Annotated in this window: 19 protein-coding genes; 9 read left to right on the top strand and 10 right to left on the bottom strand. The window is 57.8% G+C overall.

Annotation, left to right across the window (positions count from 1 at the left end):
• Positions 1-121: 121 nt before the first annotated feature.
• Complete coding sequence (locus PSR62_RS05455; protein WP_274406802.1) at positions 122-1,711, bottom strand: outer membrane protein assembly factor BamB family protein; 1,590 nt, start codon at positions 1,709-1,711, stop codon at positions 122-124.
• Between the two features lie 258 nt (positions 1,712-1,969).
• Between PSR62_RS05455 and PSR62_RS05450 the strand changes: the two genes are divergently transcribed.
• From PSR62_RS05450 to PSR62_RS05440, 3 genes are read left to right on the top strand one after another with little or no spacing between them, the layout of a single operon-like run.
• Complete coding sequence (locus PSR62_RS05450) at positions 1,970-2,542, top strand: DJ-1/PfpI family protein (RefSeq protein ID WP_047817385.1); 573 nt, start codon at positions 1,970-1,972, stop codon at positions 2,540-2,542.
• Positions 2,542-4,104 (top strand): vWA domain-containing protein, encoded by a 1,563-nt coding sequence (locus PSR62_RS05445; protein ID WP_274406801.1) that lies wholly within the window; start codon positions 2,542-2,544, stop codon positions 4,102-4,104. The genes PSR62_RS05450 and PSR62_RS05445 overlap by 1 nt, the downstream gene beginning before the upstream one ends.
• Positions 4,105-4,113: 9 nt before the next feature.
• Positions 4,114-4,605 (top strand): YraN family protein, encoded by a 492-nt coding sequence (locus PSR62_RS05440; RefSeq protein WP_274406800.1) that lies wholly within the window; start codon positions 4,114-4,116, stop codon positions 4,603-4,605.
• Positions 4,606-4,634: 29 nt separating this feature from the next.
• Here PSR62_RS05440 and PSR62_RS05435 read toward each other — a convergent pair whose 3' ends face one another.
• Positions 4,635-5,822 carry a M20 family metallopeptidase gene (locus tag PSR62_RS05435; RefSeq protein WP_274406799.1) on the bottom strand — a complete coding sequence of 396 codons (1,188 nt, stop codon included), beginning with the start codon at positions 5,820-5,822 and terminating at the stop codon, positions 4,635-4,637.
• 95 nt (positions 5,823-5,917) lie between these two features.
• On the opposite strand from PSR62_RS05435, the gene mgtE reads away from it, so the two are divergent.
• Complete coding sequence (gene mgtE / locus PSR62_RS05430; protein ID WP_274406798.1) at positions 5,918-7,333, top strand: magnesium transporter; 1,416 nt, start codon at positions 5,918-5,920, stop codon at positions 7,331-7,333.
• 423 nt (positions 7,334-7,756) lie between these two features.
• Here the strand turns inward: mgtE and PSR62_RS05425 are convergent, their stop codons facing one another.
• From PSR62_RS05425 to PSR62_RS05415, 3 genes are all read right to left on the bottom strand, one after another.
• A complete protein-coding gene (locus PSR62_RS05425) occupies positions 7,757-11,548 on the bottom strand; it encodes a DUF7133 domain-containing protein (RefSeq protein WP_274406797.1) in 3,792 nt (1,263 codons plus the stop codon).
• 122 nt (positions 11,549-11,670) lie between these two features.
• Positions 11,671-12,276 carry a DUF2585 family protein gene (locus PSR62_RS05420; RefSeq protein ID WP_274406796.1) on the bottom strand — a complete coding sequence of 202 codons (606 nt, stop codon included), beginning with the start codon at positions 12,274-12,276 and terminating at the stop codon, positions 11,671-11,673.
• Positions 12,277-12,292: 16 nt separating this feature from the next.
• Entirely contained in the window at positions 12,293-12,934 is a 642-nt protein-coding gene (locus PSR62_RS05415) for a hypothetical protein (RefSeq protein WP_274406795.1), read from the bottom strand.
• 58 nt (positions 12,935-12,992) lie between these two features.
• Here PSR62_RS05415 and PSR62_RS05410 point away from each other — a divergent pair, with 58 nt between their 5' ends.
• The 5 genes from PSR62_RS05410 to PSR62_RS05390 are packed head-to-tail and all read left to right on the top strand — an operon-like array spanning position 12,993 to position 19,142.
• On the top strand, positions 12,993-14,270 hold the full coding sequence (locus tag PSR62_RS05410) for a Gfo/Idh/MocA family protein (RefSeq protein ID WP_274406794.1): 1,278 nt from the start codon (positions 12,993-12,995) through the stop codon (positions 14,268-14,270).
• A gap of 16 nt (positions 14,271-14,286) precedes the next feature.
• Positions 14,287-15,018, top strand: coding sequence for a 2-C-methyl-D-erythritol 4-phosphate cytidylyltransferase (ispD, locus tag PSR62_RS05405; RefSeq protein WP_274406793.1), 732 nt, complete (start codon positions 14,287-14,289; stop codon positions 15,016-15,018).
• Positions 15,015-16,313: a tyrosine--tRNA ligase gene (gene tyrS / locus PSR62_RS05400; protein WP_274406791.1), complete on the top strand. Its 1,299-nt coding sequence runs from the start codon at positions 15,015-15,017 to the stop codon at positions 16,311-16,313. Before ispD ends, tyrS begins: the two co-directional genes overlap by 4 nt.
• Before the next feature lie 8 nt (positions 16,314-16,321).
• A complete protein-coding gene (locus tag PSR62_RS05395; RefSeq protein WP_274406790.1) occupies positions 16,322-18,109 on the top strand; it encodes an endo-1,4-beta-xylanase in 1,788 nt (595 codons plus the stop codon).
• The gene (locus tag PSR62_RS05390) at positions 18,102-19,142 is read left to right on the top strand and encodes a class I SAM-dependent methyltransferase (protein WP_274406789.1); all 1,041 of its coding nucleotides are present in this window, start codon (positions 18,102-18,104) and stop codon (positions 19,140-19,142) included. The genes PSR62_RS05395 and PSR62_RS05390 overlap by 8 nt, the downstream gene beginning before the upstream one ends.
• 433 nt (positions 19,143-19,575) lie before the next feature.
• Here PSR62_RS05390 and PSR62_RS05385 read toward each other — a convergent pair whose 3' ends face one another.
• From PSR62_RS05385 to PSR62_RS05365, 5 genes are all read right to left on the bottom strand, one after another.
• Positions 19,576-19,905 (bottom strand): hypothetical protein, encoded by a 330-nt coding sequence (locus tag PSR62_RS05385; protein ID WP_274406788.1) that lies wholly within the window; start codon positions 19,903-19,905, stop codon positions 19,576-19,578.
• A 248-nt stretch (positions 19,906-20,153) separates the two neighbouring features.
• Entirely contained in the window at positions 20,154-22,154 is a 2,001-nt protein-coding gene (locus tag PSR62_RS05380; protein ID WP_274406787.1) for an acyl-CoA dehydrogenase family protein, read from the bottom strand.
• Positions 22,155-22,212: 58 nt separating this feature from the next.
• Positions 22,213-23,229, bottom strand: coding sequence for a reverse transcriptase family protein (locus PSR62_RS05375; protein ID WP_274406786.1), 1,017 nt, complete (start codon positions 23,227-23,229; stop codon positions 22,213-22,215).
• Between the two features lie 11 nt (positions 23,230-23,240).
• The gene (locus tag PSR62_RS05370; RefSeq protein ID WP_083435194.1) at positions 23,241-23,522 is read right to left on the bottom strand and encodes a helix-turn-helix domain-containing protein; all 282 of its coding nucleotides are present in this window, start codon (positions 23,520-23,522) and stop codon (positions 23,241-23,243) included.
• 27 nt (positions 23,523-23,549) lie between these two features.
• Positions 23,550-23,741 carry a hypothetical protein gene (locus tag PSR62_RS05365; protein ID WP_150122716.1) on the bottom strand — a complete coding sequence of 64 codons (192 nt, stop codon included), beginning with the start codon at positions 23,739-23,741 and terminating at the stop codon, positions 23,550-23,552.
• Positions 23,742-24,423: the final 682 nt, after the last annotated feature.

The raw sequence follows: 24,423 nt of genomic DNA, 5'->3' as shown, positions 1-24,423 counted from the left end.
GTCAAATAGCAGGCAGCATTCTACCAAAAAGAACGACTTTGCGCTAGATCACGTGCGTGGGCTCTGCGAGGAAACGTTTCCGATTCAGGAGAGGGCCTCCCAGAGCGATCCTGGGCCGAAATCAGAAGTCGCCGAAAGGATCTTGCCCCCCCGCAGGAGCAAAGGGGTCTTCCATCGCGCCTCCAAATGGATCCGCTCCACCGCCCCCACCAAATGGATCGGCGTTCTCGGGCGTGGTCTCTTTTGGCTTCGTCGTCTCCAACTGGACCTCGGCTTCCTCTTCGGTTTCAGCAGGAGCCGTCGACTTGATCACCGTTGGCAGGACCGAACCGGGGCGTCGCAGGCACTGCATCGTGCCGCGATTGTTGACCAAGTACAGGCGATCGGAGTAGCGATTGACCACCAAAGCCTCAGGCTGAATGCCGGGAAAACGACCGAGCAACTTGCCGTCTTCCGCTGACACCACCAACAGGGAGCCCGACAAACTGCGCGCGTAGATCTTGCCATCAATCGCACCGAGCAACTCCTGCACACCCGGCACCATCTGCGGCCAAACCGAATAACCGTCGCTCGCCGAAACGCACATCAAGTTGCCATAGATGGTCGGGTACAAGACCTTCTCATTATAGAAAATGGGGCTGGAATAAATCGGCTCGCCCGTTGGCCGACTCCACAGCACTTCCCCTTCCCGAGTCGCTTTGATGCCGTAGATCTGGCCGGATTCGGAGCCGAAGAAAAACCGTTCTCCCGAGGCGGCCGCGGGAGAACCGCTGACGATGCCATCCGTGTTCAAGCGAAATTGCACGTTGGGTTCGCCTTCCATCTTCATCACATACACAAAACCTCGGCTGGTTCCCCAAGCCACTTTGTTGGAATCCGCGGCATGCGTTGGCACCGCCGAGGACGATCCCGCGACGATCTCAGCGAACGGATCCAGGGTTGGATCCACCAATCCATAACAAACAATCCGATCACCAATCGACGGCACCAGCGCAAACCCGTTGCAATGCACGACGCCTCTCAGTGGCACATATTCCAGTGCGGTGGTACCGAACACTTGGCCATTTTTGACATCCAGTTTGATCAACTCGCCACCATTGACGACGGAGACGAACTCTTCATCGACGCCCAAACCGCCATAGCCACGCCGTTCGGATCCGACCCGTTGCAACCAAATCAGATCCCCCGATTCAGCGTCTCGGCATTCCACGGTCCCATCATCTGACAAGGTGTAGAACCGAATCATTGGCACCTTCCGAGTCCGTGACTTGGCTTCGATGCCACGCCGTTTCAACCGAAGCATTTCATTCCGGCCCAAGCGTTCTGCTTCCGCTTGGTCGATGGCTCCCCGGTTGGTCAGATCGGTGTCGACCTGAAACCGGGCGTAGACGATGGCATTTTCGTCGATCGCATTTTCAGTGGACTCGGCGTCAGCAGCCGCTGCGACAGGCTTGGATTTGCCCGACTTTTGCACGATCTCCACAAACACATGACTCTGCGTTTCGTGGACCACCATTTGTTGATCGACAATGGATTGACGACCAGCCGGAACGCTCAGACTGCGACGCCAGACCTCTTCCAACCCAAGCTGGCGGGTCTCAACCGGGCCCAGCAGTTCGTGATCAGCAAGTGCAGAAGCAGCCCCCCCCAAAGCGCAGGCGGCAACCAGCGTGAATGAAAGGCTGAGGCGGAATTGAGAAGAGCGGTGCATTGCAGCGATACCAGAAAAGAACGGGAGCCATCCGGAAGACCGTTCAGCATAATCCACGATCACCGCGACCGCGAATTTCCCAATTGGAACCGTTTCCGGTACACTCGGCTGGCGAGAAAAGGGGCCGAAAGATCGATTCAAACGTCGTAATCGCCCCCTGTTTTTCGCGACTTTCATCGTGGCTGTGAGCTTCCGCACGTCCCGCGGGCTCTTTTTGGCGGCCTCGATCCCACTCCCTCGTATCCGCTCCCAGCCAGAATGGCCAAAATTTTGATGCTCGTCGGCGACTTCGTCGAAGATTACGAAGCCATGGTTCCCTACCAGATGCTGCTGATGCTGGAGCACGAGGTGGCGACCGTCTGCCCCGGCAAATCCGCCGGCGACTCCGTGGCCACCGCGATCCATGACTTCGAAGGCCACCAGACCTACACCGAAAAACCAGGCCACCGGTTCGCCATCACCGCCGACTTCGACGGTTTGAACCCCGAAACCTTCGACGCCTTGGTGATCCCCGGCGGCCGAGCACCGGAGTACCTGCGTCTGAACGAGCAAGTCCTCGACATCGTTCGCCATTTCGCGGACCAGAACAAACCCATCGCCGCGGTCTGTCATGGACCGCAAATTTTGGCCGCCGCCGGCGTGCTGAAAAATCGCCAGTGCAGTTGCTACCCCGCCGTTGCACCCGAAGTTCAAATCGGCGGCGGCACTTACATGCCGCCCGGCGAAGGCATGGACACCGCCCACGTCGATGGCAACCTGGTGACCGCACCGGCTTGGCCCGCTCACCCCGCATGGATGCGTGAATTCAACCGACTGCTCCCCTCGGATTGATGAACGCTCCCGATCCCAATCGCGTCGACCACGCCTCCGACCTGCCGCCGGACCATGCCGACGCGTTGCGTGACCGGAAACAACAACTGCAATCCGCATTGATTCGCGTCCGCCACGAGGCACATGCGGCACGACTCGAAGCCAATGCCGCCCGACTGGAAGCAACCGCTTCCCAAATCGAAGCGGAACTCGAATCGATTGAACGGGGCGAGACAGCTGATCGGCCCAGCGTCACTGAACCAGCCCCCTCCGCATCGCACCACAACTGGAATCCTGCGGGCCTTCAACGAACCGGTCACTTCTCGTCGTGGAACGAAGTTCGCGAAGCGTTTGATTCCTTCGCGAAGGTCACCACCCGACACGATCCAGGTCATGGCGTCTCGGTGCGAGCGCCAAAGATGAGACGCCTCGGCGAAGCAACTTTGCCGGATGCCGTCTCTCCCGCTCCGACGGATGCTCCTGATTCAGACGGGGCCACCGATCAAGCCCCAATCGAAACCGACGCGACTGCGAAACTCGACCTGCTGGAAGACTCGCCTGTTTCCTCCGCAGCCCAACGCCTTTCAGCGGACGACGAACCGCCCCCATCCAGCAAACCGCTACCAAGCGTCGTTGCGAACGACAGCGAAACCGACACCAGCGGTCGTCGTCGCCAACCCGTCGCGGTGATCGCCAGCGCCATCGTTCACTTGGTTCTGCTGTTCCTCCTCGCCGCATTCACTCTCAACAACGCTCGCCCCAAAGACCAGATGGCGTTCTCCGCTTCCGCGACCAGCGAGAATGAAGAGACCGCCATGGAAACCTTTTCCATCGAAAGCAGCGAACCGGTCACCGAGCCGACTTCGTCGCAGCCCGATGAAACCCAGTACGACGTCAGTGAGATGGGTGAGATGCCAATCGTGGACATCACCTCCACCGCCATGGACTCGGTCGCTGCGGCCGCCTCGAACCTCTCGTCGCTTTCCAGCTCCTCGTCCGCAGCTTCTCAAGCGATGCAAAAGCTGAGTTCCGACGCCAACTCGCAGATGGAATTCTGCGGGGTCGAAGGGGGCGGCAACCACTTTGTCTACCTCGTCGACAGCTCCGGCAGCATGGGTGACGCCTTCACCTCGGCTCGATCCGCCCTGCTTCAATCGATTGACATGCTCACTGAAAAGCAACGTTTCTACGTTGTTTTCTTTGACGCCGAGTGCGACTACATGCAGCTGTCCGGGTCTGCCGCCCCCGAATCACGCAGTGCTTACGCCACCGCCAACAACAAACAACAACTTCGCAATTGGGCGATGCGAGTGTCGATGGACCGCGGCAAAGCTCCCTACGAGCCGCTGCGATTTGCGTTGGAACTCAAACCCGACGTGATCTTCCTGCTGTCCGACGGCGAGTTCCCACAAGGCATTGAAGATTTGCTCACCGAAGAGAACCGGTCGACCAACTTGTTCGGTGACACCGACCCGATCAGCATCGTTCACACGATCAGCTACCACAGCCGCGAAGGCGAAAGTCGGATGCGGCGGATCGCGGAAAAGAACTTCGGTCAATACCGCCACGTCCCCAAACCCTGAGGCCGACGCTTGGCCGCCGATCGCGTCCCCCGAGCCCTCGCTTGGATCACCTCGCATGCCCAGCGCTGGCACGAGTGGTACATCGACCAGCGATTTGGTGCGATTGATGACGATGCCCCACTCGGTCGCCGTGGTGAGCAAGTGGCCGCTCGGTTGCTGCGACGCAAAGGGCTGCAAGTCATCGCCGAAAGTGAATCCGATCGCGCTGGTGAAATCGACCTGATCGCGATTCGCAAACGTCCACGGCTGATGGTGTTTGTGGAAGTCAAAACGCTCTCCACCACACGGCCGGGTCACCCGGCCGACCGAGTCGACGAAAACAAACAAGCCCGCATCACCCGCGCGGCCCTGCGGTACTTGAAACGTCAGAAGCTACTTGGCGTTGCCTGCCGCTTTGACGTGGTCGCGGTTTGGTGGCCGGGCGATGAACCACGCCCGACTCGCATCGAGCACTACGAATCCGCGTTCGATGCCGCTGGGATCGACTCCTTCTTCGTCTGACTCATCCACCAGTCGGTCAGGTTGGTGAGCTAACAAGACCGCATCGCGAAGGCCTGAACGGCATCCTGAAACAGCAAGACTCCATCTTCCAGCGATTTCAGTTCGATGAATTCATCGACCGTGTGCGCCTGCTCAATGCTGCCTGGCCCACAAACGATTCGGTGACTGAGTTCTTCCAACACCGCGCCGTCGGTGGAATAACAGACCGTTTCGGGTTTTTCCCGCCCGCAATAAGGAACGGCCAACTCGCACATTCGAACCAGGGCCGGATCATCGGTGCGAGTTTCCAGCGGTGCAATCGATTTGTAGCCGAAAAAATGCAACCCAAGTTGCTCGGCAGCAGCTTTCGCATCGGACATCAAACAGCCGCCATCGACGCTGGGCATCGTCCGCCAATTGGCCCACACTTCGCTGCGATCCGGAACGATGTTGGTGGCGTCGGCGTGGTCGCTGATTCCGAAGTTGAACGTCAGTGTCGGAGGGTCGAATCGATCGTCTCGCAACATCGGGTCCGTCTGCGCTCGTTCGTGCAATTCGAGGATCGTTTGCAGAAAGGGGATCATCAGCACGTTCGCATTGACGCCTCGATTGGTGCTGCTGTGAGCGGCTCGCCCATGCGAGACCACGCGAAATCCGCCCATGCCTTTGTGCGCGTGGACCACCCGCAATTCGGTTGGCTCGCCGATCAACGCGACTGGATCGTGCGCCACAAGGTCGCGATAGGCCGGGCTGCTTTGCGCCAACTCCTTGGCACCTCGGAGCCCCGTTTCCTCATCGGCAGTGCAAACGATCCAGAGCGGAGCGGATTGCTGCGACACGTCCAAACCATCCACCACAGCAAGCATCGCGGCCAACGACCCCTTCATGTCACACGCACCGCGACCATACAAACGGTCGTCTTCCACCACCGCCGCGAAGGGGTTTCCGCCCGGCCCGCCCCACCGATCTGCCGGCACGACATCGGTGTGACAAAAATAAGCCAGTCCAGTTTGGTTTTCAGCCCGATCGCCGGACGGCACAGACAAGTCCCCAGCTTGTCCCAGCGAGTCGACCGGCAGACGCTTGGCAACCAAATTGAATTTTGGGACACCGTCGCCATCCAGGTACCGCGTTTGCTCACATTCGAACCCTTGCGCTCGCAAACGATCGCCCACCCACTCCGTGATCGCCTGATTGCTGGTATGACTGACCGTCGGAAACGCGATCAAATCGGACAATAGTCTGACAACAAGTGACAAAGCGAAGTCTCAGTAGGAATAGCCGTGGCAACTCAAATCCGACAATTTACACCTTCCAGCGGCCCTCTGCACCCGTGAATGCTCCCGCCTCCCCCGACCGCACCGTGCCCGCCGATTCCAACGAGACCGGACCGCCATCCGATTGGCGACCATGGGAACGACTGGGAGAACTCGCCGAAGCCGGTGACGCGGAAGCTCTGGAGGGTTTCCTTTCCAGCCTAGCGGCGAACGACCAAGCCCTGGCTCTGAGCCGTTTGGACGAGGAGCATCACACCGCCGTCCTGACCTTGCTTCCCGCCGAAGAGGCCGCCGAAGTCCTGCGTCACCTGAGTGAGACCCAAGCGGCCGAATTGGTCGACGCGCTGGATGCGGCAGATGCGGCGGCCATCGTCCAAGAGATGTCCAGCGACGAACAGGCTGACTTGCTGGGTGACTTGGATGACGAACAAGCCGAATCCATTCTGCTGGCGATGCCGCCCGCGGATGCGGCCTCGGTTCGAGAATTGGCCGCCTACAGCGATGACCAAGCCGGCGGTCTGCTCGTTCGTGAGATCCTGCGTTTCAAGCAGAGCAGCCTGGTCCACGAAGTCATCACGACACTCTCCGAAAACGCCGAAGAGTTTCGCGACTACGACGTTCAGTACGCCTACCTGACCGACGACAACGACAAACTGGTTGGTGTGCTGCCCATGCGGAACCTGCTGTTCGCCAAACGCACCGACCCGGTGGCGGACATCATGATCCTCGATCCGTTGTCGGTCACCGCCAGCATGCCACTGGATGAACTGCGTGACTTCTTTGACGCCCATCACTTCTTGGGCGTCCCCGTCGTCGATGACAACCACAAACTTCTGGGCGTCGTCCACCGAAACGCCGTGGACTACGAATCGACCCGTGCCGCCGAAAACGATTTCCTAAAAAGCCAGGGGATCATCGGCGGGGAAGAATTGCGAACGATGCCGCTCTGGCAAAGAGCGAAACGACGACTGAGTTGGCTCAGCATCAACATCCTGCTCAACATCGGCGCGGCGGGTGTCATCGCCTTGTATCAAGACACGCTTTCCAAAGTGATCGCGTTGGCCGTGTTCCTTCCAATCATCAGCGACATGAGTGGTTGCAGCGGCAACCAAGCCGTCGCGGTCAGCATGCGAGAGCTTTCACTCGGCTTGGTTCGCCCGGCCGAAATGTTTCGCGTGTGGCTGCAAGAGATGAGTGTCGGCCTGATCAACGGATCGGTGCTCGGACTGCTGGTCGCGATTGTCGCCGTGGTCTGGGACGGCAACCCTTACCTCGGACTGGTCGTGGGAATCGCGTTGTGTGCAAACACTTTGATCGCGGTCTCGATCGGTGGCACCGTTCCACTGCTGCTCAAACGACTTGGGTTTGACCCCGCCGTTGCCAGTGGCCCGTTGCTGACCACGGTGACCGACATGTGCGGTTTCATGCTGGTCCTCGGAATGGCCACAGCGTTGTTGGATCGTCTGATCTAAGCATGCACCCAGGTGTCATCGTGTATCTGAGCCGTTGGCGTTAGCCACGGTTTTCACGCACAACCGGGCCTAACGCTGGACTGCGAAAAGGTTGGTATTGACACGGAAAATGCGACGTTGATTTTTATTCTGTCCTACGCCCCAACGGGGCAGCTCTAAGATAGCCCCAGGCATCGCCTGGGGTTTCGTTACGGAGATTCCGACACCAGCCCCAACGGGGCGGCCCTAAGAAAGACTCCCCAAAACCCGCTAGGACCGCCCCCGTTGGGGCTTTGTAATCTTGGTCCCGCCACAACCCAGGGCGTTGCCCTGGGCTGGCATAGGGCTGCCCCGTTGGGGCGAAGTCGAGGAACGAAACCTGCGCAGTCCAAAGCGGTGTCAACACCAAACATTTCGCAGTCCAGGCGAACCCAATCGCTCCACTCACTCCGGTCGCGTTGCAACCTCGATCCGGTTGGCATCGTTGAGATACGCCATCAAGTTGGCGATCTCCTGCAAGGACAACTCGTCCAACAAACCACTCGGCATGATGCTCGACTGGCTCGGTTGAATCAAATCCACTTCGGATTCAGCCAAGGTTGTCACGTGGTTTTTGGAATCGCGAATCTGCAAATCGCTTCCAGCCTTGCTGACCATGCCGACGTAAACATCGCCATCGAGCGTCAGCACCTTTTTGCTGGCGTATTGGTCACTCACAACGTGCGACGGGTACAGAACCGACTCGAGAATTTCGCGACGGGTGAATCGTCGTGCCACACTGGTCAGGTCCGGACCGATCACAGTCCCTTGGTTGCCAGCACGGTGACAATTGGCACACTGAGCCCGGGCGTAAACCTCCGCCCCGGCAAGAGCGTCACCGCCCTGCCCTTCGTCACTCTCCAGGTGAGTGATCAACTGTTCGAAGTCCCAACGCGACTCCTCTTCTCGCGGAAGTTCGGCCGCAGGACGGTCAGGGAAGGACTTGGCGTACCAACGCTGCCAAGCAGCCATGGATTGCTTGGCACCATCGGGCCGCTGCATTCCAGTCCAGTGTTCAAGCAATTGCTCCACACTTTCAAACGTGGTCCCTTCTTTTTCAGCTCGCAGTCCCATCAGGACCAATGCTCGCAATGCCATTGGATCATCGGTGGCGATCGGAACGGCGCGAAGTCGCGTGACCACTTCATTCGCAGCAGGACCATCCAAGACGTTCAAACTGCGAACCAAGTAGTCCCAGTTTTCTCCCTCAGGGTTCTGCGCCAACGCCATCGCCACCACCGCACGACGCTGTGGCTCCGTTCGCCAAATCTTTCGCAGGTGAGCCGACGAGGCGTCGTCAGGAGCGGTTGCCAGCATCGCGATGATGCCCGTTCGCAAGCGACGATGAACGTCATCGACCTTGTCTTCCTTGGTCAGCTCATCGTCCAGCGTGCGTAGTTTTTCTGCCGTGGCCTCGCTGATCGGACGTTCCAACTGAAACAGAGCACCAAGAGCAGAATTTCGCCAACGACTGCCTTCGTCCAGGATCGCCTGGATGTCGTCTTCGGAAAGGTGACGCGCAAAATCACGGGTCACACCCACCATGTACATCGGCAGTGAGCCTTCGCTGTCTCGTCCAGCAATGCCTTCATAGAACTTCAGCAATGCAAACCGTTCACGAGCCGACCACTGACGGTCGATGCGCTGCAAGCACATCGCAGCCAGAACACGGTCCAGCTCCGGAGCATCAGATTCCAAATATTCCATCGCACGAGGCACCAACGATTCGGCTTGCAGGTAGCTCGCCAGACGAATCAATTCATGATTCATGCGAGAATCGCCGGCAGGAAATTCGTCGGCAATCTGCTTTGCCAACCAAGGCACATCGTTGGCCTTGATGTGGCAACGATGCAGAGCGACCTGGCACAGACGCAGCGTGTCGACAAAGTCCTTGTCGCTCAAAAACTCTTTCATCATGTTGCTGGTCCGCTTCAGCACCAACAACCCGGTCATCTTATTTGTGTCCGCGGCAACCAGTGCCAACATGCCGACCAAAGCGGTCCGCGTGTCTTCGTGAAGGATGACGGTTTCCTTCCACTTCGCCGTTGGAATGCGCTGCAAGACTTGGCGAGCGACGTAGGACAGAACTCGGTCCTCATGAGCCAGCAAGTCGATCAACGGCTGCGGATCATCTGGGATCTGATTGCTACGCAGCATCGCTTCGCAAACCGCGCGACGGACTCGCAAGTCACTGTCGGTGAGCATGTCGTTCAAACGAGCCTTCGCTCGCGATGACGGGTTCAGCCCCAGCTGAACCGCGGCGCGACGTCGCACCAATTCACTTTCGGCCTTGGACAGCTCGATCAACAAATCGTCACTGGGCACGGGCCCGTACATCTGCATCAAGTTCATCGCTCGAATGCGGTAGGACGGTGGGTTTTCATCGCTGTAGGCGACTCCCGCCAACTGTTGATCCCAATCGCTTCCCAGTTCGCGACGAATCGCGGCGATGCGTTGACGCGACCAAGCCGCATCCAACTGAGGCTGGCGAACAGCAGCTGCGATGCCGCTGCCGAGTTGCTTCATGGCCTCAGGAATTTTGCCTTGATAGACGACGCGGTAAACACCGCCGGCGGTCCCACGGCCTCCTGTGCAGAAATACAACGCCCCGTCTGGACCGACGGCCAAGTCGGTGACGTTGAGCGGCTGCCCTTTCAAGAACACTTCGCTGTCAGCTTGGAATCCGCTGCCATTGGGTTTCAAGCGAACGTTCAGAATCCGACCTTCGGACCAATCCGCCATGAACAAACTGTTGTGGTAGCGAACCGGGAACATGTGGTGCTCATAGCACTCAATCCCGGTGGGGCTGCCACGCCCGGTGTCCAACACGTTTGGCAGTCGATCGATGTAATACTCAGGCCACTTCGCCCAACCCGGTCGCCATCCGAATTCACTCGCTTCGGTCACATCCATCAAGGCGGTGGGACGGTACCACGGCGTGTCCACGTCGGCTTCCATGTCCGCGTCATGCACAAACAAGTTGCCTTCCGGGTGGAAAGCCAAGTCGTATGCGTTTCGCAATCCACCGGCGATACGCTCGATGACCTTGCCTTCGATGTCGGTCCGAATGATCGTTCCACCGGGAGCCTTCACACCGTGTCCGTGTCCGCCAGGATCTTCATAGCGAGGCAGCAAATCGCCTTCGTAAACATCTTTGAGTGTTTCGCCGCTGCCCGTTTTCCCGATCGGTTTGACATAGCTTCCGACCGAGACATAAATCATGCCATCGGGTCCCAGACGCAAGCCGTGAGGGCCATGCTCTCCACCGTTGCCACTGAATTTGACGATTGTTTTGACTGTTTCCAGTTCGCCATCTCGGTCTTCATCGATCAAGCGATAAAGAGCTGAACCATCGGGACCATCGGCGGTCACAAACACTTCGCCGTTGAGTGGCAGAATGCCTTGGATGGATTCGACTTGGTCGCAATACGTTTGGACGTCTTCGGGGACTCCATCGTCGTCACGGTCAGTGACGATCAACAACGGGCCGCCTTCCTGCGAAAGCAACACGTGCCCGAATTCATCGAACGCCATCGCGATGACGGATCCGACCTGTTCGTCGTTGATCAAACGCTGAACACCGAAGCCGCGCTGGATTTGAAAACGTTCGGAATTCTCCTTGGCGACTTCGACCTCCACACTGGGTTCACGGTCCCATGGAGCGGTTTCACCAAGCGGGCCAAAGGTCGCCGCTGATTGCCAGGCTCCATCGTTGTAAGCCGCGGTGTTCCAGAGTGGAATTTCTTGCAGATTGGTTTTCCAAGTTCGGTCGGAGCTGAACGTGAACCATTTCTCGCCCAGCTCAGGCCGAATCGACACCCGAGCGACGAGCGCGGCGGTGTCGCCACGAGTGTTCTGCACCTGCACCGCAACGACATTGCGTCCCGGTTCGATGTAGTCACTGATATCGAACTCTTGCATCTGCCGGTAAGACTCGCCCTCACCGACTTTGCGTCCGTTGACGTGCACCTCGTAGGCATCGTCAGCCGCGATCTCGATGATTGCCTCGCCGCGATGGCGGAGGTTCAAAGATTTGCGGAACCAGCACGTTTCACCGTGCGGGATCGCTTGCTCCGCGGTCGTCCCCGACGCCCAAATCCACTCCGCTTCCGCGGCGAAGGTTCGAGTGTCCCAACCTAAACACAAAGCACTGACGGCAAGCGTCAACGCGATCAAATGGAATCGTCCAGCAGACATCCTGATTCAGCCTTCCATGGCGTGGAGTCAGTCATTTTCAATGAAAACGGCGTCCAACACGCCGATTCTCAAACATTCACGCTCCGCAATACCATCCGGCGGAGGGTGCCTGCAAGATCGAATCAGACGCTCTGCCACTCTTGGATCGCCGGAATCGGACTGACCAACATCAGCACGTTGAGCAGCAAGTTGTCGCGAATCGTGATCAACATCACGATCTCGCTGAGCACGAACAAAGCGACCGACCAACGCCAACCAAACCGGGACGAAAACCAGTACCCCAGCATGCAGGCCGCCACATCCGTGACCGAATTCGCGATCGAATCTCCGGTGTACCCCACCGCCATCGTGGCTTCGCGGTAACGCTCAATGATCAGTGGCGAGTTCTCGAGAATCTCCCAACTCACCTCCAATCCCACCGCGATCAAGAAACGCCACGTTCGATTCAGCCGCGGCACCCACAGCAGCCCCCAGAAAAACAACACGCCGTGCAAAACATGCGAGAAAAAATACGGGTCGATCAGGTGCTGTGAGTTGTGGGCGGTCCAAATGTCCCAGGACCACGGGACCCACGCACCACACTCACACCAAAACTGACGCCCCATCCCTGCCAGCACCAACACCATGCCGGCAATCATCAAGGCAGCAACTGATGCAGCCCTCCACGATTGGTCCCCTCGGGACCGATCGTGGGAGTTTCCCAGCGTGTCGGATGAGCGTGTGTTCAACAGAACCGTTTCCAGCTCAACGTAGATCGTCGCGATCGATCACAGGGTTGGCAGTCCCCTGTCCAATCAACACCAGCAAACCTTGTTGAGGACGATTGGAATTCATCGCCTGTGCGTTGAAGGGAACGCCATAACAGGCGTAGTTGCCCGTCGCGGTGTCCAAGACATAGATGACCGAGCGACCGACTGGATTGCTGCTGCTGCGAGGAAAATCCGCTTGTCCGGTGGCCATGATGTAACTCCCACCTTTGCCATCCGTCCCCAACGCCTCGGCGACATTCCCCGTGAACGTGGCCGCAAAACGACCGACTCGCGGGTACATCACCGAACACTGAAGCAGCCCCGAATTGTGATCCAGCACAAACAATCCATCGGCTTGATCACTGACAGCACCGGTCGCCAGCGAGAACTTTTCGCTGCTGACCGCGGCGGTTGCGTTGGCAATCGGCAGGTTTTGCCAATTGCTCAGGCTGGAAGAATTTGATGCCACCGCAGGGGTTTCTTCCGATCGGCGGGCTTCGGAGGCGACACCTGCGAAGTAAATGGCCACCCCGACGGCTGCCAACGTCACACCGACCATCCATCCGCGATTCCCGCAGCATCGCATTGATTCGGTTGGTACGACTGGCAATTGAGCGGAATCTGCAATGTCTTTCATGAATCGTTTCTCAGCTAGCGGCAGAGGAAGGGAACAATGGAGTTGATTCAGCCTGTGATTGTACGCATCGGCTGAGAACTTTACGATTGGAATCTCGTGTCCTGGACCGCCTCTTTCCACGTTTCTCGCGAAAATCATCATGTCGCTCAATGCTCCCCTGAACCGAAAACTCCGCATGGGAATCGTTGGTGGTGGCCTGGGATCGTTCATCGGTCGCGTCCACACCGTTGCTGCTGGACTGGACAATCGCAGCGAATTGGTCGCCGGAGCCTTCTCCAGCAACCCGGAACGCAGCCGCCAATCCGCCCCCGGTTACGGGGTCGATGAATCGCGAGCCTACGGCAGTTACGAAGCCATGTTGGACGCCGAATCACGGCTCCCCGAGGACCAGCGGATCGACTTCGTCAGCGTCACCACCCCCAACCACACGCACTTTGAAATTGCCAAGGCCGCCGTCGAAGCCGGTTTCAACGTCGTCTGCGACAAACCGATGACGTTCGACTTGGACCAAGCCGAACAATTGCTGAAGACGGTCGAAAACTCGGATGTCGTCTTCGCTCTGACACACAACTACACCGGTTACCCTCTGGTCCGCCAAGCTCGGGAAATGATCTTGGGCGGCGAACTGGGTGAGATCAACGCGATCCGCGTTCAGTACATCCAAGGCTGGCTGCGAGACAAACTGGAAGCCGAAGACCAAAAGCAAGCCGCTTGGCGAACCGACCCGTCCAAGAGCGGTGCCGCGGGTGCCTTCGGCGACATCGCCACGCACGCCTACAACCTGGGTCGCTTCATGACCGGCGTGTTGCCAGAAACGGTCAGCTGCAGCCTGAAATCGTTCGTCGAAGGACGCCAACTGGACGATTACGGCACCGCCGTGATCCGCTACGAAAACGGTGCTCTGGGAACCGTCACCGCCTCGCAAATCAGCCACGGCCGCGAAAACGATGTGGAAATCGAAATCGACGGCACCAAGGGTTCGCTGAAATGGCGTCAAGAAAACCCGAATGAGCTGCACTACCGCCAAAACGGCAAGGCTCATCAGATTTACACGCGAGACCCGAACGCGCCTTACATGCACCCCATCGCCGCGGCATCGTGCCGCTTGCCATCGGGGCACCCCGAAGCGTTCTTCGAAGCCTTCGCAAACGTCTATGCCGCTGCCTTTGACGACATGGCCAAACGCGCCGAAGGAGCCACCATCGATCGCAAAACGACGCTGTACCCCAGCGTTCACGATGGCGTCGAAGGCATGTACTTCATCCAACAGTGCGTCGCCAGCCACAAAGACAACGCGGCTTGGTTGCCTCTGAAGCACCCCGTCGCCCGCGTTTAATCAACGATCCTGCTCTATGAACTGCGCTGCTTCCGTTTCTGTGATCATGCCCGCTGCTGGCAGCGGGCAACGCTTTGGCAGCCAGTCCAACAAGCTGTTTGCGATCCTGGATGGCAAACCGCTTTGGCAACACGCCGTGGATCGCTTCCAACATCGTGGCGACGTCCGGCAAATCGTGCTGGCAATCTCCGAGGAAGACGACGCCACGTTTCACGAGCAAATCGCGGCAATCTCCTCCACCGTCCCAATCCACTTGGTTCGAGGTGGCGCGACACGCAGCGAAAGCGTTCGTGCGGCGCTGGATCAAGTGCAAAAATTCGTGGCCGAATCAAATTCAACCGGCCCCTCCACGAAAACACTGGTTGCGATCCACGACGCCGCTCGACCGCTGGTTCGCCAAGTCGACCTGGACCGGGTCTTCGCCAAGGCCGCTGAAACCGGAGCGGCAATTCTGGCGGCCCCCGTTTCGGGAACCCTCAAGCGGGCCACCAGCCATGGATCTGAAACAGTCGATCGTCGCCACACTTTTGTCGCGTTGACTCCCCAGGTGTTCGCGATCGACGTCATTTGTCAAGCTTACGCTCGCGATCGAGGCCGCATGGCCACGGACGATGCCCAACTGGTCGAGCGAACCTCTCACCCGGTTCAGCTTGTCACTGGTTCCGCTGACAATTTGAAAATCACCTTCCCCGAAGATCTCCGCATCGCGGAGGCGATCCTGAACGAGTGCCGAAGCGAATTCGTATGACCACCTCCAACGCCACCAATTCACTGATCGAAGATCTCCGCTGGCGTGGTTTGCTGAATCAAACCACCGATGAAAACGGAATCGCCGAGCTGCTCAATTCCGGCCCGCAAACGATCTACATCGGGTTCGACCCCACGGCAACCTCGCTGCACGTCGGCGGCATGATGCAGTTGATGATGCTGCGTCGCTTCCAGCGTGCCGGCCACAATCCGATTGCCTTGGTTGGTGGTGCCACCGGAATGATCGGCGACCCCAGCGGCAAAAGCGAAGAACGCAATCTGCTGTCGGCGGATCAACTTCAAAAGAACGTCGATGGTGTCGCTGCTCAAATGCGTCACTTCCTCGACTTCGAAGGCGACAACGCAGCCAAGTTGCTGAACAACTTCGACTGGATGAAGAATTACTCTTACCTCGAGTTCCTTCGCGACGTCGGCAAGAACTTTCCCGTCGGTGCGATGATGGGCAAAGAATCCGTCCGCAGTCGATTGGAAAGCGAGGCCGGCCTGAGCTACACCGAATTCAGCTACATGCTCTTGCAGGCTTACGACTTCGTGAACCTGGCCCAGACTCATGACTGCCGCATCCAAGCCGGTGGCAGCGACCAATGGGGAAACATCACTGCCGGAATCGACCTGGGCCGACGCATGCTGGGCAAGCAATTGTTCGGCATCACGGCACCTCTGCTGACAACCAGCGACGGTCGCAAGATGGGCAAGACCGAATCCGGCGCCGTGTGGCTGGATCCCGAGCGGACCAGCCCTTACGCATTCTACCAGTACTGGATCAATGTCGCCGATGAAGACGTGATGCGCTGCCTGGCCTACCTGACCGAAATCGAGCGAGCCGAATACGACGAACTCGAAGACAAGACCAAGAACGATCCCGGTCAACGCACCGCGCAGAAACGACTGGCTCAGTGGCTGACCGAATTGGTTCACGGCGAAACCGGAGTCCGATCGGCTCAACGAGCCACCCAGATTCTGTTCGGTGGCGAAATCGGCGACACCACGGATGCCCAATTGCAAGAGATTTTTGCGGACGTTCCCTCCTGCGACGTGCCACGGTCGGCACTCGAAGGCGAAGGTTTGTGGATTGTCGAAGCACTGCAAACAGCGAAGCTCTGCAACAGCGGCGGGGACGCTCGCCGGGCGCTGTCCGAAGGCGGCGTGTACGTCAACAACGCTCGCGTCGAAGACGTGCAAAAACGCTTGGTCGCCGATGACCTGGACGGCCGCTCCGTCTTGGTTCTTCGCCGCGGCAAACGCAAATACGCCCTGCTCAAGATCCAAGATTGAGCTTGATCATGCGTTGGTGGCTGGCCCCTGTGGCAATCGCTTTGCTCCTGAGTTCACTCGGGACACCGGCCACGCTCATCCGTGCGTTCGCACAAGAATCGCAAACTTCGGCGGAGGGAATCACACTCGTTCCCACCGCCGAGTTTCGATTGGACGTCCGGCCTGGCACCGGCTCGATCGACCGACAAAACAACCTGATCACGGTCGACTGCCCTGCCCTGCAAGAAGAAGCCTGGGCGCTACAGGTTCAGTGCGAGCCGATCTCAAACTCGGTGTCGGCGTCCGACGTGTTCTGTGTCTCCTTCGATGCGCGGGCACTTCCGTCTAACACGGATGGACTGGGCAGCATCCATGTTTCGATGGCGACCAACGATCCCTGGGAACCGATCGAGGACCCCAACGGGTTTCGCTCCTTCGACGTTCCCAACACCTGGCATCCGTTTCGGATTTGCTTTCGAGCCAAACGGAAATACGACGCCAATCGTGTCTACGCCTCGATCCAGTGCGCCGAGAAAAAGCAACGCCTCGAAATTCGCGATCTGAAATTGATCGGGTTGGGAAATGTCCCCGACGCCAGTCTGCCCTTCACGCGGTTGCTCTACCCAGGCGCGGACAACGATGCCTGGCGAACCGAAGCTCAGCGCAGCATCGATCGTCATCGTAAACGCGACCTCACCGTTCGAGTTGTCGACGCCGCTGGTCAGCCGATCGCTGGTGCAACCGTTCACGTCCAGCAGCAAGAGCACGACTACGCATTCGGAACGTTCGTCGGCAACACACCCATTCATGCCGGCGAAGATGCCGCCAAATTTCGTGAGCAAACCAAGCGTTGGTTCAACCGTGTCACCCTGCCGCGTTACTGGGCGGACTGGGGAACGGATCGTCCCGCCGGGGTTGTCAAAGCTGATGCGACCGCCGAGTGGGCGATCGAAGCCGGCTTTGAAATCAAGAACCACTTGCTACTGTACCCGCAGTTCATTCCCGATCGAGTCAAGCAATTGGCCGATCAACCCTCGCGATTCCAGGCCGAAATCGAAACCGCGATGGACGCCGCTCTGGAACGCACCCGTGACATGCCGATCGCAGTCTGGGATGCGATCAACGAACTTCGCGATGTGTCGCTGGTGGGCGATGTCTTAGGAAGCGACTACTACGCCGACGTCTTCAATCGGGGGCAGCGATCGCAACCCGAGGCCCTCTGGTTCATCAACGAATATGGATTGATGACCGGTGGCAGCGAGCGATCCAAACATCTCACAACTTACATCCAGCAGATCGAACAAATCTTGAACAGCGGCGGGGCCGTGGAAGGCATCGGTGTCCAAGGACACTTCCAATCCGACCTGATCACAATGCCCGAAGCCTGGAAAATCCTCAACGAACTCTCGCAGTTCCAGTTGCCCATTGAGATCACCGAGTTCGACGTCGACTCCCGTGACGAAGCCACCCAAGCCCAGTTCACTCGCGATTTTCTCACGCTGGTGTTCGCTCACCCTGCGACCACCGGGTTCACGACCTGGGGTTTTTGGGAAGGCGACATGTGGCGTCCCCACGGCGCCATGATCCGGGAGGACTGGACAATCAAACCCAACGGTCAGGTTTGGGAAGAACGGATTCTCAACACCTGGTGGACCAACCAAACCGTTCAAACGGATGCCGAAGGCATCGCCACCGTCCGAGCCTTTCGTGGCACACATCGCGTTCAAGCCGAAACCCAAGACTGGGCTCGGATTCGAACCGTGAATCTACTGGAGGACGAAACTGTCACCTTGCAAATTGGAGTTGGCGGTGAATGACCTGCCTCCGCTGCCGTCGGAACAACTGCTGATCGATCATTTGGCTTCTTCCTCCCGAACATCCCCCGCTTCTGCGATCGTGATGTCACCGGGACGCGGACAATCGGCCGATGCGTTGATTGCCGCTGATCCAAGTTCGAAAGTCACGAGCTGGTTTGTGGATCTGCACCGAGCCGAACAGGCTCGCGAAGCGACCTCCGCAGACGTCCATGTGATCTGCCAACCCGATCTTCCTGACACCTCGTGGGACCTCGCTTTGCTGCCAGTCTTGAAAACCGGCGAAGCGGAGATGAATCGCAACCTGATTCATCAATCCTGGCAACGATTGGCGATCGGTGGTGAACTGATCGCCGCGGTCAACTCACCCAAAGACACTTGGCTGCTGAATCAGTTGCAGGCTCTCGGGCCCAAGGTTCGATGCCACGATCATGCGACCGGCCGCGTCTATGCCGTGCGAAAGTCTTCCGAGACATTCAAACCCAAAAACTTCGACGCTGAATTCACTCACCGAGTCGACGATCGCATTCTGACGGTGCATTCCCGCCCGTCGGTGTTCTCTCATCGCTCCGTCGACCGAGCTGCCGCGGCGATGATCCGGCACGCCCCCATCCCCGATGGCTCCACCGTTCTGGAACTGGGGTGCGGCAATGGAGCCGTCGCGATGGCGGCTGCCGTGCGATCACAAACGGGTCACGCATACGCTGTCGATTGCAATTCGCGAGCCGTCCAGTGCACCGAGCGAGCGGCAGCCCAAAACCAGATCACCAACCTGACCGCCATCGTCAACCACGATGGATTGCTTCCGGACGTGCCGCCTTGCGACATCGCGTTGCTCAACCCGCCGTACTACGGCGACTTCCGAATCGCCGAGCACTTCATGGTCACCGCCGCGCAGAAACTGCGATCAGGCGGAGAGGCTTATGTCATCACCAAGCAAACTGACCGCTACCTCGAATACGACTGGTGGCCGTTGGAACTAACCGACCGCAAAACCGCCCAGTCCTACGACCTGCTGCGTTTCACCCGCGAGTAAGCACGTCGTGAACAACAAGTGACATAGCGGAAGAGCGCGAGCCCTCCGGTTCCTCACCGGGCGGCTTGCGCCACACCGCTAACAACGTCACTTGCTGTTCACGCGTTGCTAAGAAACCTTTGGTGCCATCCACCAACTGTCATCATTTCGTGTCAGCAAGTAGGCCGGATCAAGCCGCTTCGGCGCCGCTCCGGAACCGCTCCCCTTGCAGACAACCACAAGCCAACTTGAAACACGGTCTCTTCGAGGCACCCCAGAAAAGTGCTCTGTCCCCAGTCGGCTTTCTTTTGGTCCGCGGGGTCGCAGTAACCTCTTGGGGCTACAAAAATGTCGCCTGCCAAGAACAGCAAGTGAGAGACGTGGAAGGTTGGGCTCTCGGCAAAGTCGCACGTCTAGATCTAAGGCAGCTCAACTCTTGTCGAAGATCTGCCGATCATTTCTGGTCGCTGGTGTTCGATTGCTTGTCAGCTTCCATGCGGACATCGACGCCCTCGCGAAGCCCGTCCACGGTTCGCCCAACAAAGATCATTGTCAGGTATGACAATGCTGCGACCGCGAACAAAGACCACCAAATGCGTTCGGCCGGTATCTTCTCGATAGCCTTGGCAACAAGCGTGAAAACCGTGCCGGTGATGATAGCCAAAATCAGCGGCACTACCGTGTTGGTGACGCTTGATTGCGACGCGCCGATCAACCAACCGAACAGCCATCCGGTGTCTCCGCACGCGCGGTGAGCAAAGAAGCCAGCCGCCGCGGCAATCACTAGGTTGGTTAGAAAGACGGCGGCGACACTCCAACGGCTACCGGTGACTTTCGACGGGGCCGGGGATTGGGCGTCCGTCGCGTTCGTCGGTGTCGATTCTTTCATCAATTGGTGGCCTCGGTCGGTGTCGTTCATCAGGTGGTGGCGGGATCACATTGTCGCAACCGGTGGAGGTCACTATCCCGACCAGGAGCACTGTAACGACGATGCTTCGATCAGCTCGTACGTTCCAGACGCTGCTCGACGGCTTACTCATCATTGCTGACCTCAGAGGTGACAGGAGCCCCTGCTTCGATTTCAGTTTCGGTTTCTTCGTTCCTGGACATACCGTAGACCGCCATGATCCAAAGCTCTGAACCGTAGACATTCTTGACGACTGACATTCGCATCACATCGGTCGTCCCATCGGCAATTCGCAATCCCATCAGATCGCGAACCCGGTCACCAAGGTCAACGTCTCGGCTGTAACCCATCGCACCATGAGCACGCATGGCGGTGTCGCAAGCCGACAATGCGATCTCAACGCCCTCGGCTTTCAAGCCGTCGATCAATGAGGTAGCCGCCTTGTAGTTGCCGTCATCAAGCAACTTCGCTGCTTCTCGTGCCAATGCCAACGCCATTCGCAATTTGGTGGTGTATTCACCGAGCGGTTGTTGCAGGTGACTGAATCGGCCGATCGGACCGCCAAACGCATTACGTGTTTTCAGTCGATCAGCCAATTGGTCTAGCGCTGCTTCGCCACACCCGATCGCCGCAGCGGCCTGCATCAATCGCCAGTACTGAAAGTGTCTGGTGAAGATTTTCCAGCCCTCGCCGTCTTTTCCGATCAGATGGTCTTGGCTGACGAACATGTCGTCGAATTCGAGACCGCCGAATGAATTTCCGGTCAGTCCATGTGCGTATCGGTCGACAATTTTTAGTCCGGGATGATCTATCGGGATCAGGAATGCCGAAAATTCACCTTCCTTTCCATTGGCCGCCTGCGTGTAGAGCACGATGTGAGTCGCCTGTCGCAAGCGAGCATTCCATAATTTGCGTCCGGTGAGTTTAAAACCGCCTTCGTAACGAACTGCCTTGCTCTGCATCTCCTTTGGGTTCGACCCAGCCAACGGTTCGGTAATCGAGACAGCAACGTAAGCCTCGCCGGTGACCAGCTTGTTCAGTACCTCCCCTGCGATCTGCGTGGAGGCTTGTGCCAGCGGTCGACCATGGGCTCCACCCACCACATCACGAAGATTCAAATTGATGCGTCCCGCGTGCCGGAACAGTTCGAGTGATTCAGCGACCGAGTATCCTCCACCATCGACACTGGCCGGCAGATCAACGCCGGGCAACCCGAACACCGCGCCTTCGCGCCGCCACGCAATCGGCGACGTCAACTCGCCGCTCGCCCGCAAACGTTCGGCGAGGTTGTCGATGTTTATCTTCATCGTTTCGACCCTTGATTCGCTGTCTGACGTAGCGTTCGGATCGTTGACCAGCAACCGAATCGAAAAGATCGTGTTCAGCTCGTAGGTCTGGCCCGACTTGTCCAAACCGTTAGGAACTTGAAAGAACAATTGACGCTTGGTAGCCGACGGCACACCGCGATATTCCAAATCGAACATTCGTTTCTTCAGCGGTTTGCCGGGGTCAATGAAGTTCAGACGCCCGCCCTCGTACGTCTTTAGCAGAACAAAGTGACGCCCACGAACCGTGCCGTCGGCCGTCGTCACTGTGTAAGCGAGAATTTTCAACTCCCCAGGCGATGTCGTAAGGTCTGGTCCATCGGTTTCGGACCATTTCGGCCCCAGCGCCGCATGAGGACTGTTCGGCGCGGAAACTGTCGAGATCACGACTGGCGTCTCGTCCAGATCTTCACATAGATAAGCTAACAAGATCACCATACGATCGTTGCTGATCCGCCCCAGCAGCAACTCCGGTTTGTCTTGAAACACGCGAAGCGCAGTCCGGTGCGGCTGCGAATCAACTGGCAACCCCGCCATCACCCGCACTCCCTGCGAAGCGATCAACGCAGCCGAAATAGGACATGCACCACCGCCCTTGCAGTCGATCAATTTGTCCATCTCGCCTTGTGCGACCACGATCGGTATCTCGTCCGAATGATCCCCCTGGACACGGTCAAGGGCTTCGCCTGGCGTTGAGAAAGCCCCTGAATTCCCCTTGTACGTTTGGGACTCTTGCGGTTTCGCAAAGACCGGCGAAGCAATGACCAGTACGGCCAGGCAGAGTATTGAGCGAGCAATCATTTGGGTGTTTAGTTTTTGGAGGCAGCACTGTGGGAAAAATCGAACACTTCAATCAGTTTCAAAGGACGGAGCTTTTTCGTTCAGCAAAAAAGGCCTTTGCAGCGATCAATCCGCTCTGGCTTGCCGCCACACGGTAGCGTCGCCAGGGGATTTGGCGGAACAATCGAATCAGTGGTTTCGCGCGGCCGGGATTGATCCACCGGACGAATTGAACGCGGCCCCAGAGTTGCTCTTTTGTGAAGAAGAGTCCGGTGTGCTGACCGCCGCGAGCGAAGGATAGCGCGCTGCTGAGATCCGTCTCCAACTCACCGATGTAACTTGGTGTCACCGAAAGTCGTCCACGATGGATACGAACTCCCGTAACCGCACAACCCTCATCGACACGGATGAAGCGATCCTTCGACACTCGAACCTTGAATCCTGATTGGCGAAGGATCGTTCTAACTGTTGCGTCAATTCCCGATCCGTGCAGGCTGTGCTTGGACGATATACAGATATCGTCAACGTACCGGCTATAGACGAGCCCCTGTCGATCGCAGGCGACCGCGATTCGTCGATCGACTGGCTGGATGATGGCTTCCGCTAAAATCGGACTGGTAATAAGCCCCAGTGCCAGGTGGTAGTCGAGAGTCGTGAGGCTGGTCAGCAATCGAGCGACTGCAGGAAGGCACCCATTCGACTTAAAAAGGTCGTTGATGCGACTGCTGTGAATAGATGGATAGAAATTTGCGATATCTGTCAGGTAAACAAAGCGGTTGCGTGCATGCTGCCCGGCATTCGTCTTAATGCTTCGGCCACGAACGCCACCGTGGCTATAGGGGGTCGGCTCAATGGAATGCGACAGGAGCCGTTGATGAAGACGTCGCTGAGCCAATCGAAGATCGCCGCGAACCGAGATGATGTCTCTTGGTTTCTTTCCGGGCCGGGGGTCAAAAAGCGTAAACTCGCGAATGTAGTTTGACCGTCCTTCAGCGGTGCGGAGTTCCTCCGAGAGACGAAGCAACCATGACTCGTCAAGGCCAAGACGATCTGCGACCTGCCGGGGACGGTGCAAGCTGAACAATTTCGCGTCCATGCCGATCAAGCTCAATCAAATTCCTGAGACCAAGCGTTCCGCAATTCTGCTGCTGCTTCACGAACCGCTATTGGCAACGTCGTCATGTCGGGATCCTCGCACCAATCCATCACGTACAAATCGACGTTCGCAACTTCGCGGTACTTCTCGATCAAATTTGGTGAAGGCATCGCATGATCGTTCTCAATCTTGCTGAGCTGAACGATCGAAATACCTAGCTCTTTCGCCATCTTGGCTTGCGAAAGCCCAAGTTTGGATCGAACTTTCCGGGCTGTTTTTCCTAATCGTCGCATTGGTTCTCTAATGATTTTGGGAGGTCGCTAACTTTGCTCATCGTTTCGCATGTCGTGGATCGCTTGGAAGGTGGCTGCCTGCGCACCGTTGAGGTCCGGAGGCGAACGTTTCAAACAAGCCAACGCTTCACGACGAAGGTCCGCAAGCGACCTCCCACTCATTCCTGCCAGTTCACTCGGGTCGGGGAGCGAGTGCCAGAAACTGACAATCGCACTCAACTTTCGTTCCCTGCAGGACACAACTTCACGGCGTTTACCGCTCATAACAATTCTCCGTGTGGAGGAATGTGAGGTCCTTCCGCCGGTAACGTACCGGGTTCCAAACCTCAGGAATCATCCGACGACTTGAAGTCAATGACATCAGTCGCATCACGGTGACACGTCACATCAGAGGGAGGTCGTCCCAGATATGACGGGCCAATAGGCAGCATGGCAACGCCACACCGAAGTAGCCCCCGCAGAGCAAGCCCGGCGAAGGAAGGCCGAGCGAAAAATAATCGCGAGGCCTGCTGGAGAATTTCTGTGTCCTGCCCTATGTTTAACCCAGAGTTTAACATCGCACAAGTGGCTTGGACGATCTTTTCTTGAAAATGCGTTAGAACAAAAAGGCAGCACTGTGGTCGCCAGTGGCAAGGTAGTTTGCAACGGAAGAAGAAAGGTGTCGGACACCGAATTGGCTGATTGGGCAACATTGAGTTTCACCGCTTCAGTTAATTCGGCCATCCGCGTGGTCGCATCGTTGACTCCAGGCCGAAGCGACGCTTCAACGCGTAGGATGGCCACTTTTGCCCGCCTGAGTCGGCCAAGACTACCCATCACAACACGACGCGTGATCGAGGAACGTCTCCAACTCCCACGACGGCCCCATCCGGGGCGAATCCCAGACGCCAGCCACCATTCA

Source organism: Rhodopirellula sp. P2 (genome assembly GCF_028768465.1).
Taxonomy (GTDB): Bacteria; Planctomycetota; Planctomycetia; order Pirellulales; family Pirellulaceae; genus Rhodopirellula.
Note: the sequence above shows the minus strand (reverse complement) of the source record. Positions and strands in the feature narration are given on the sequence as shown.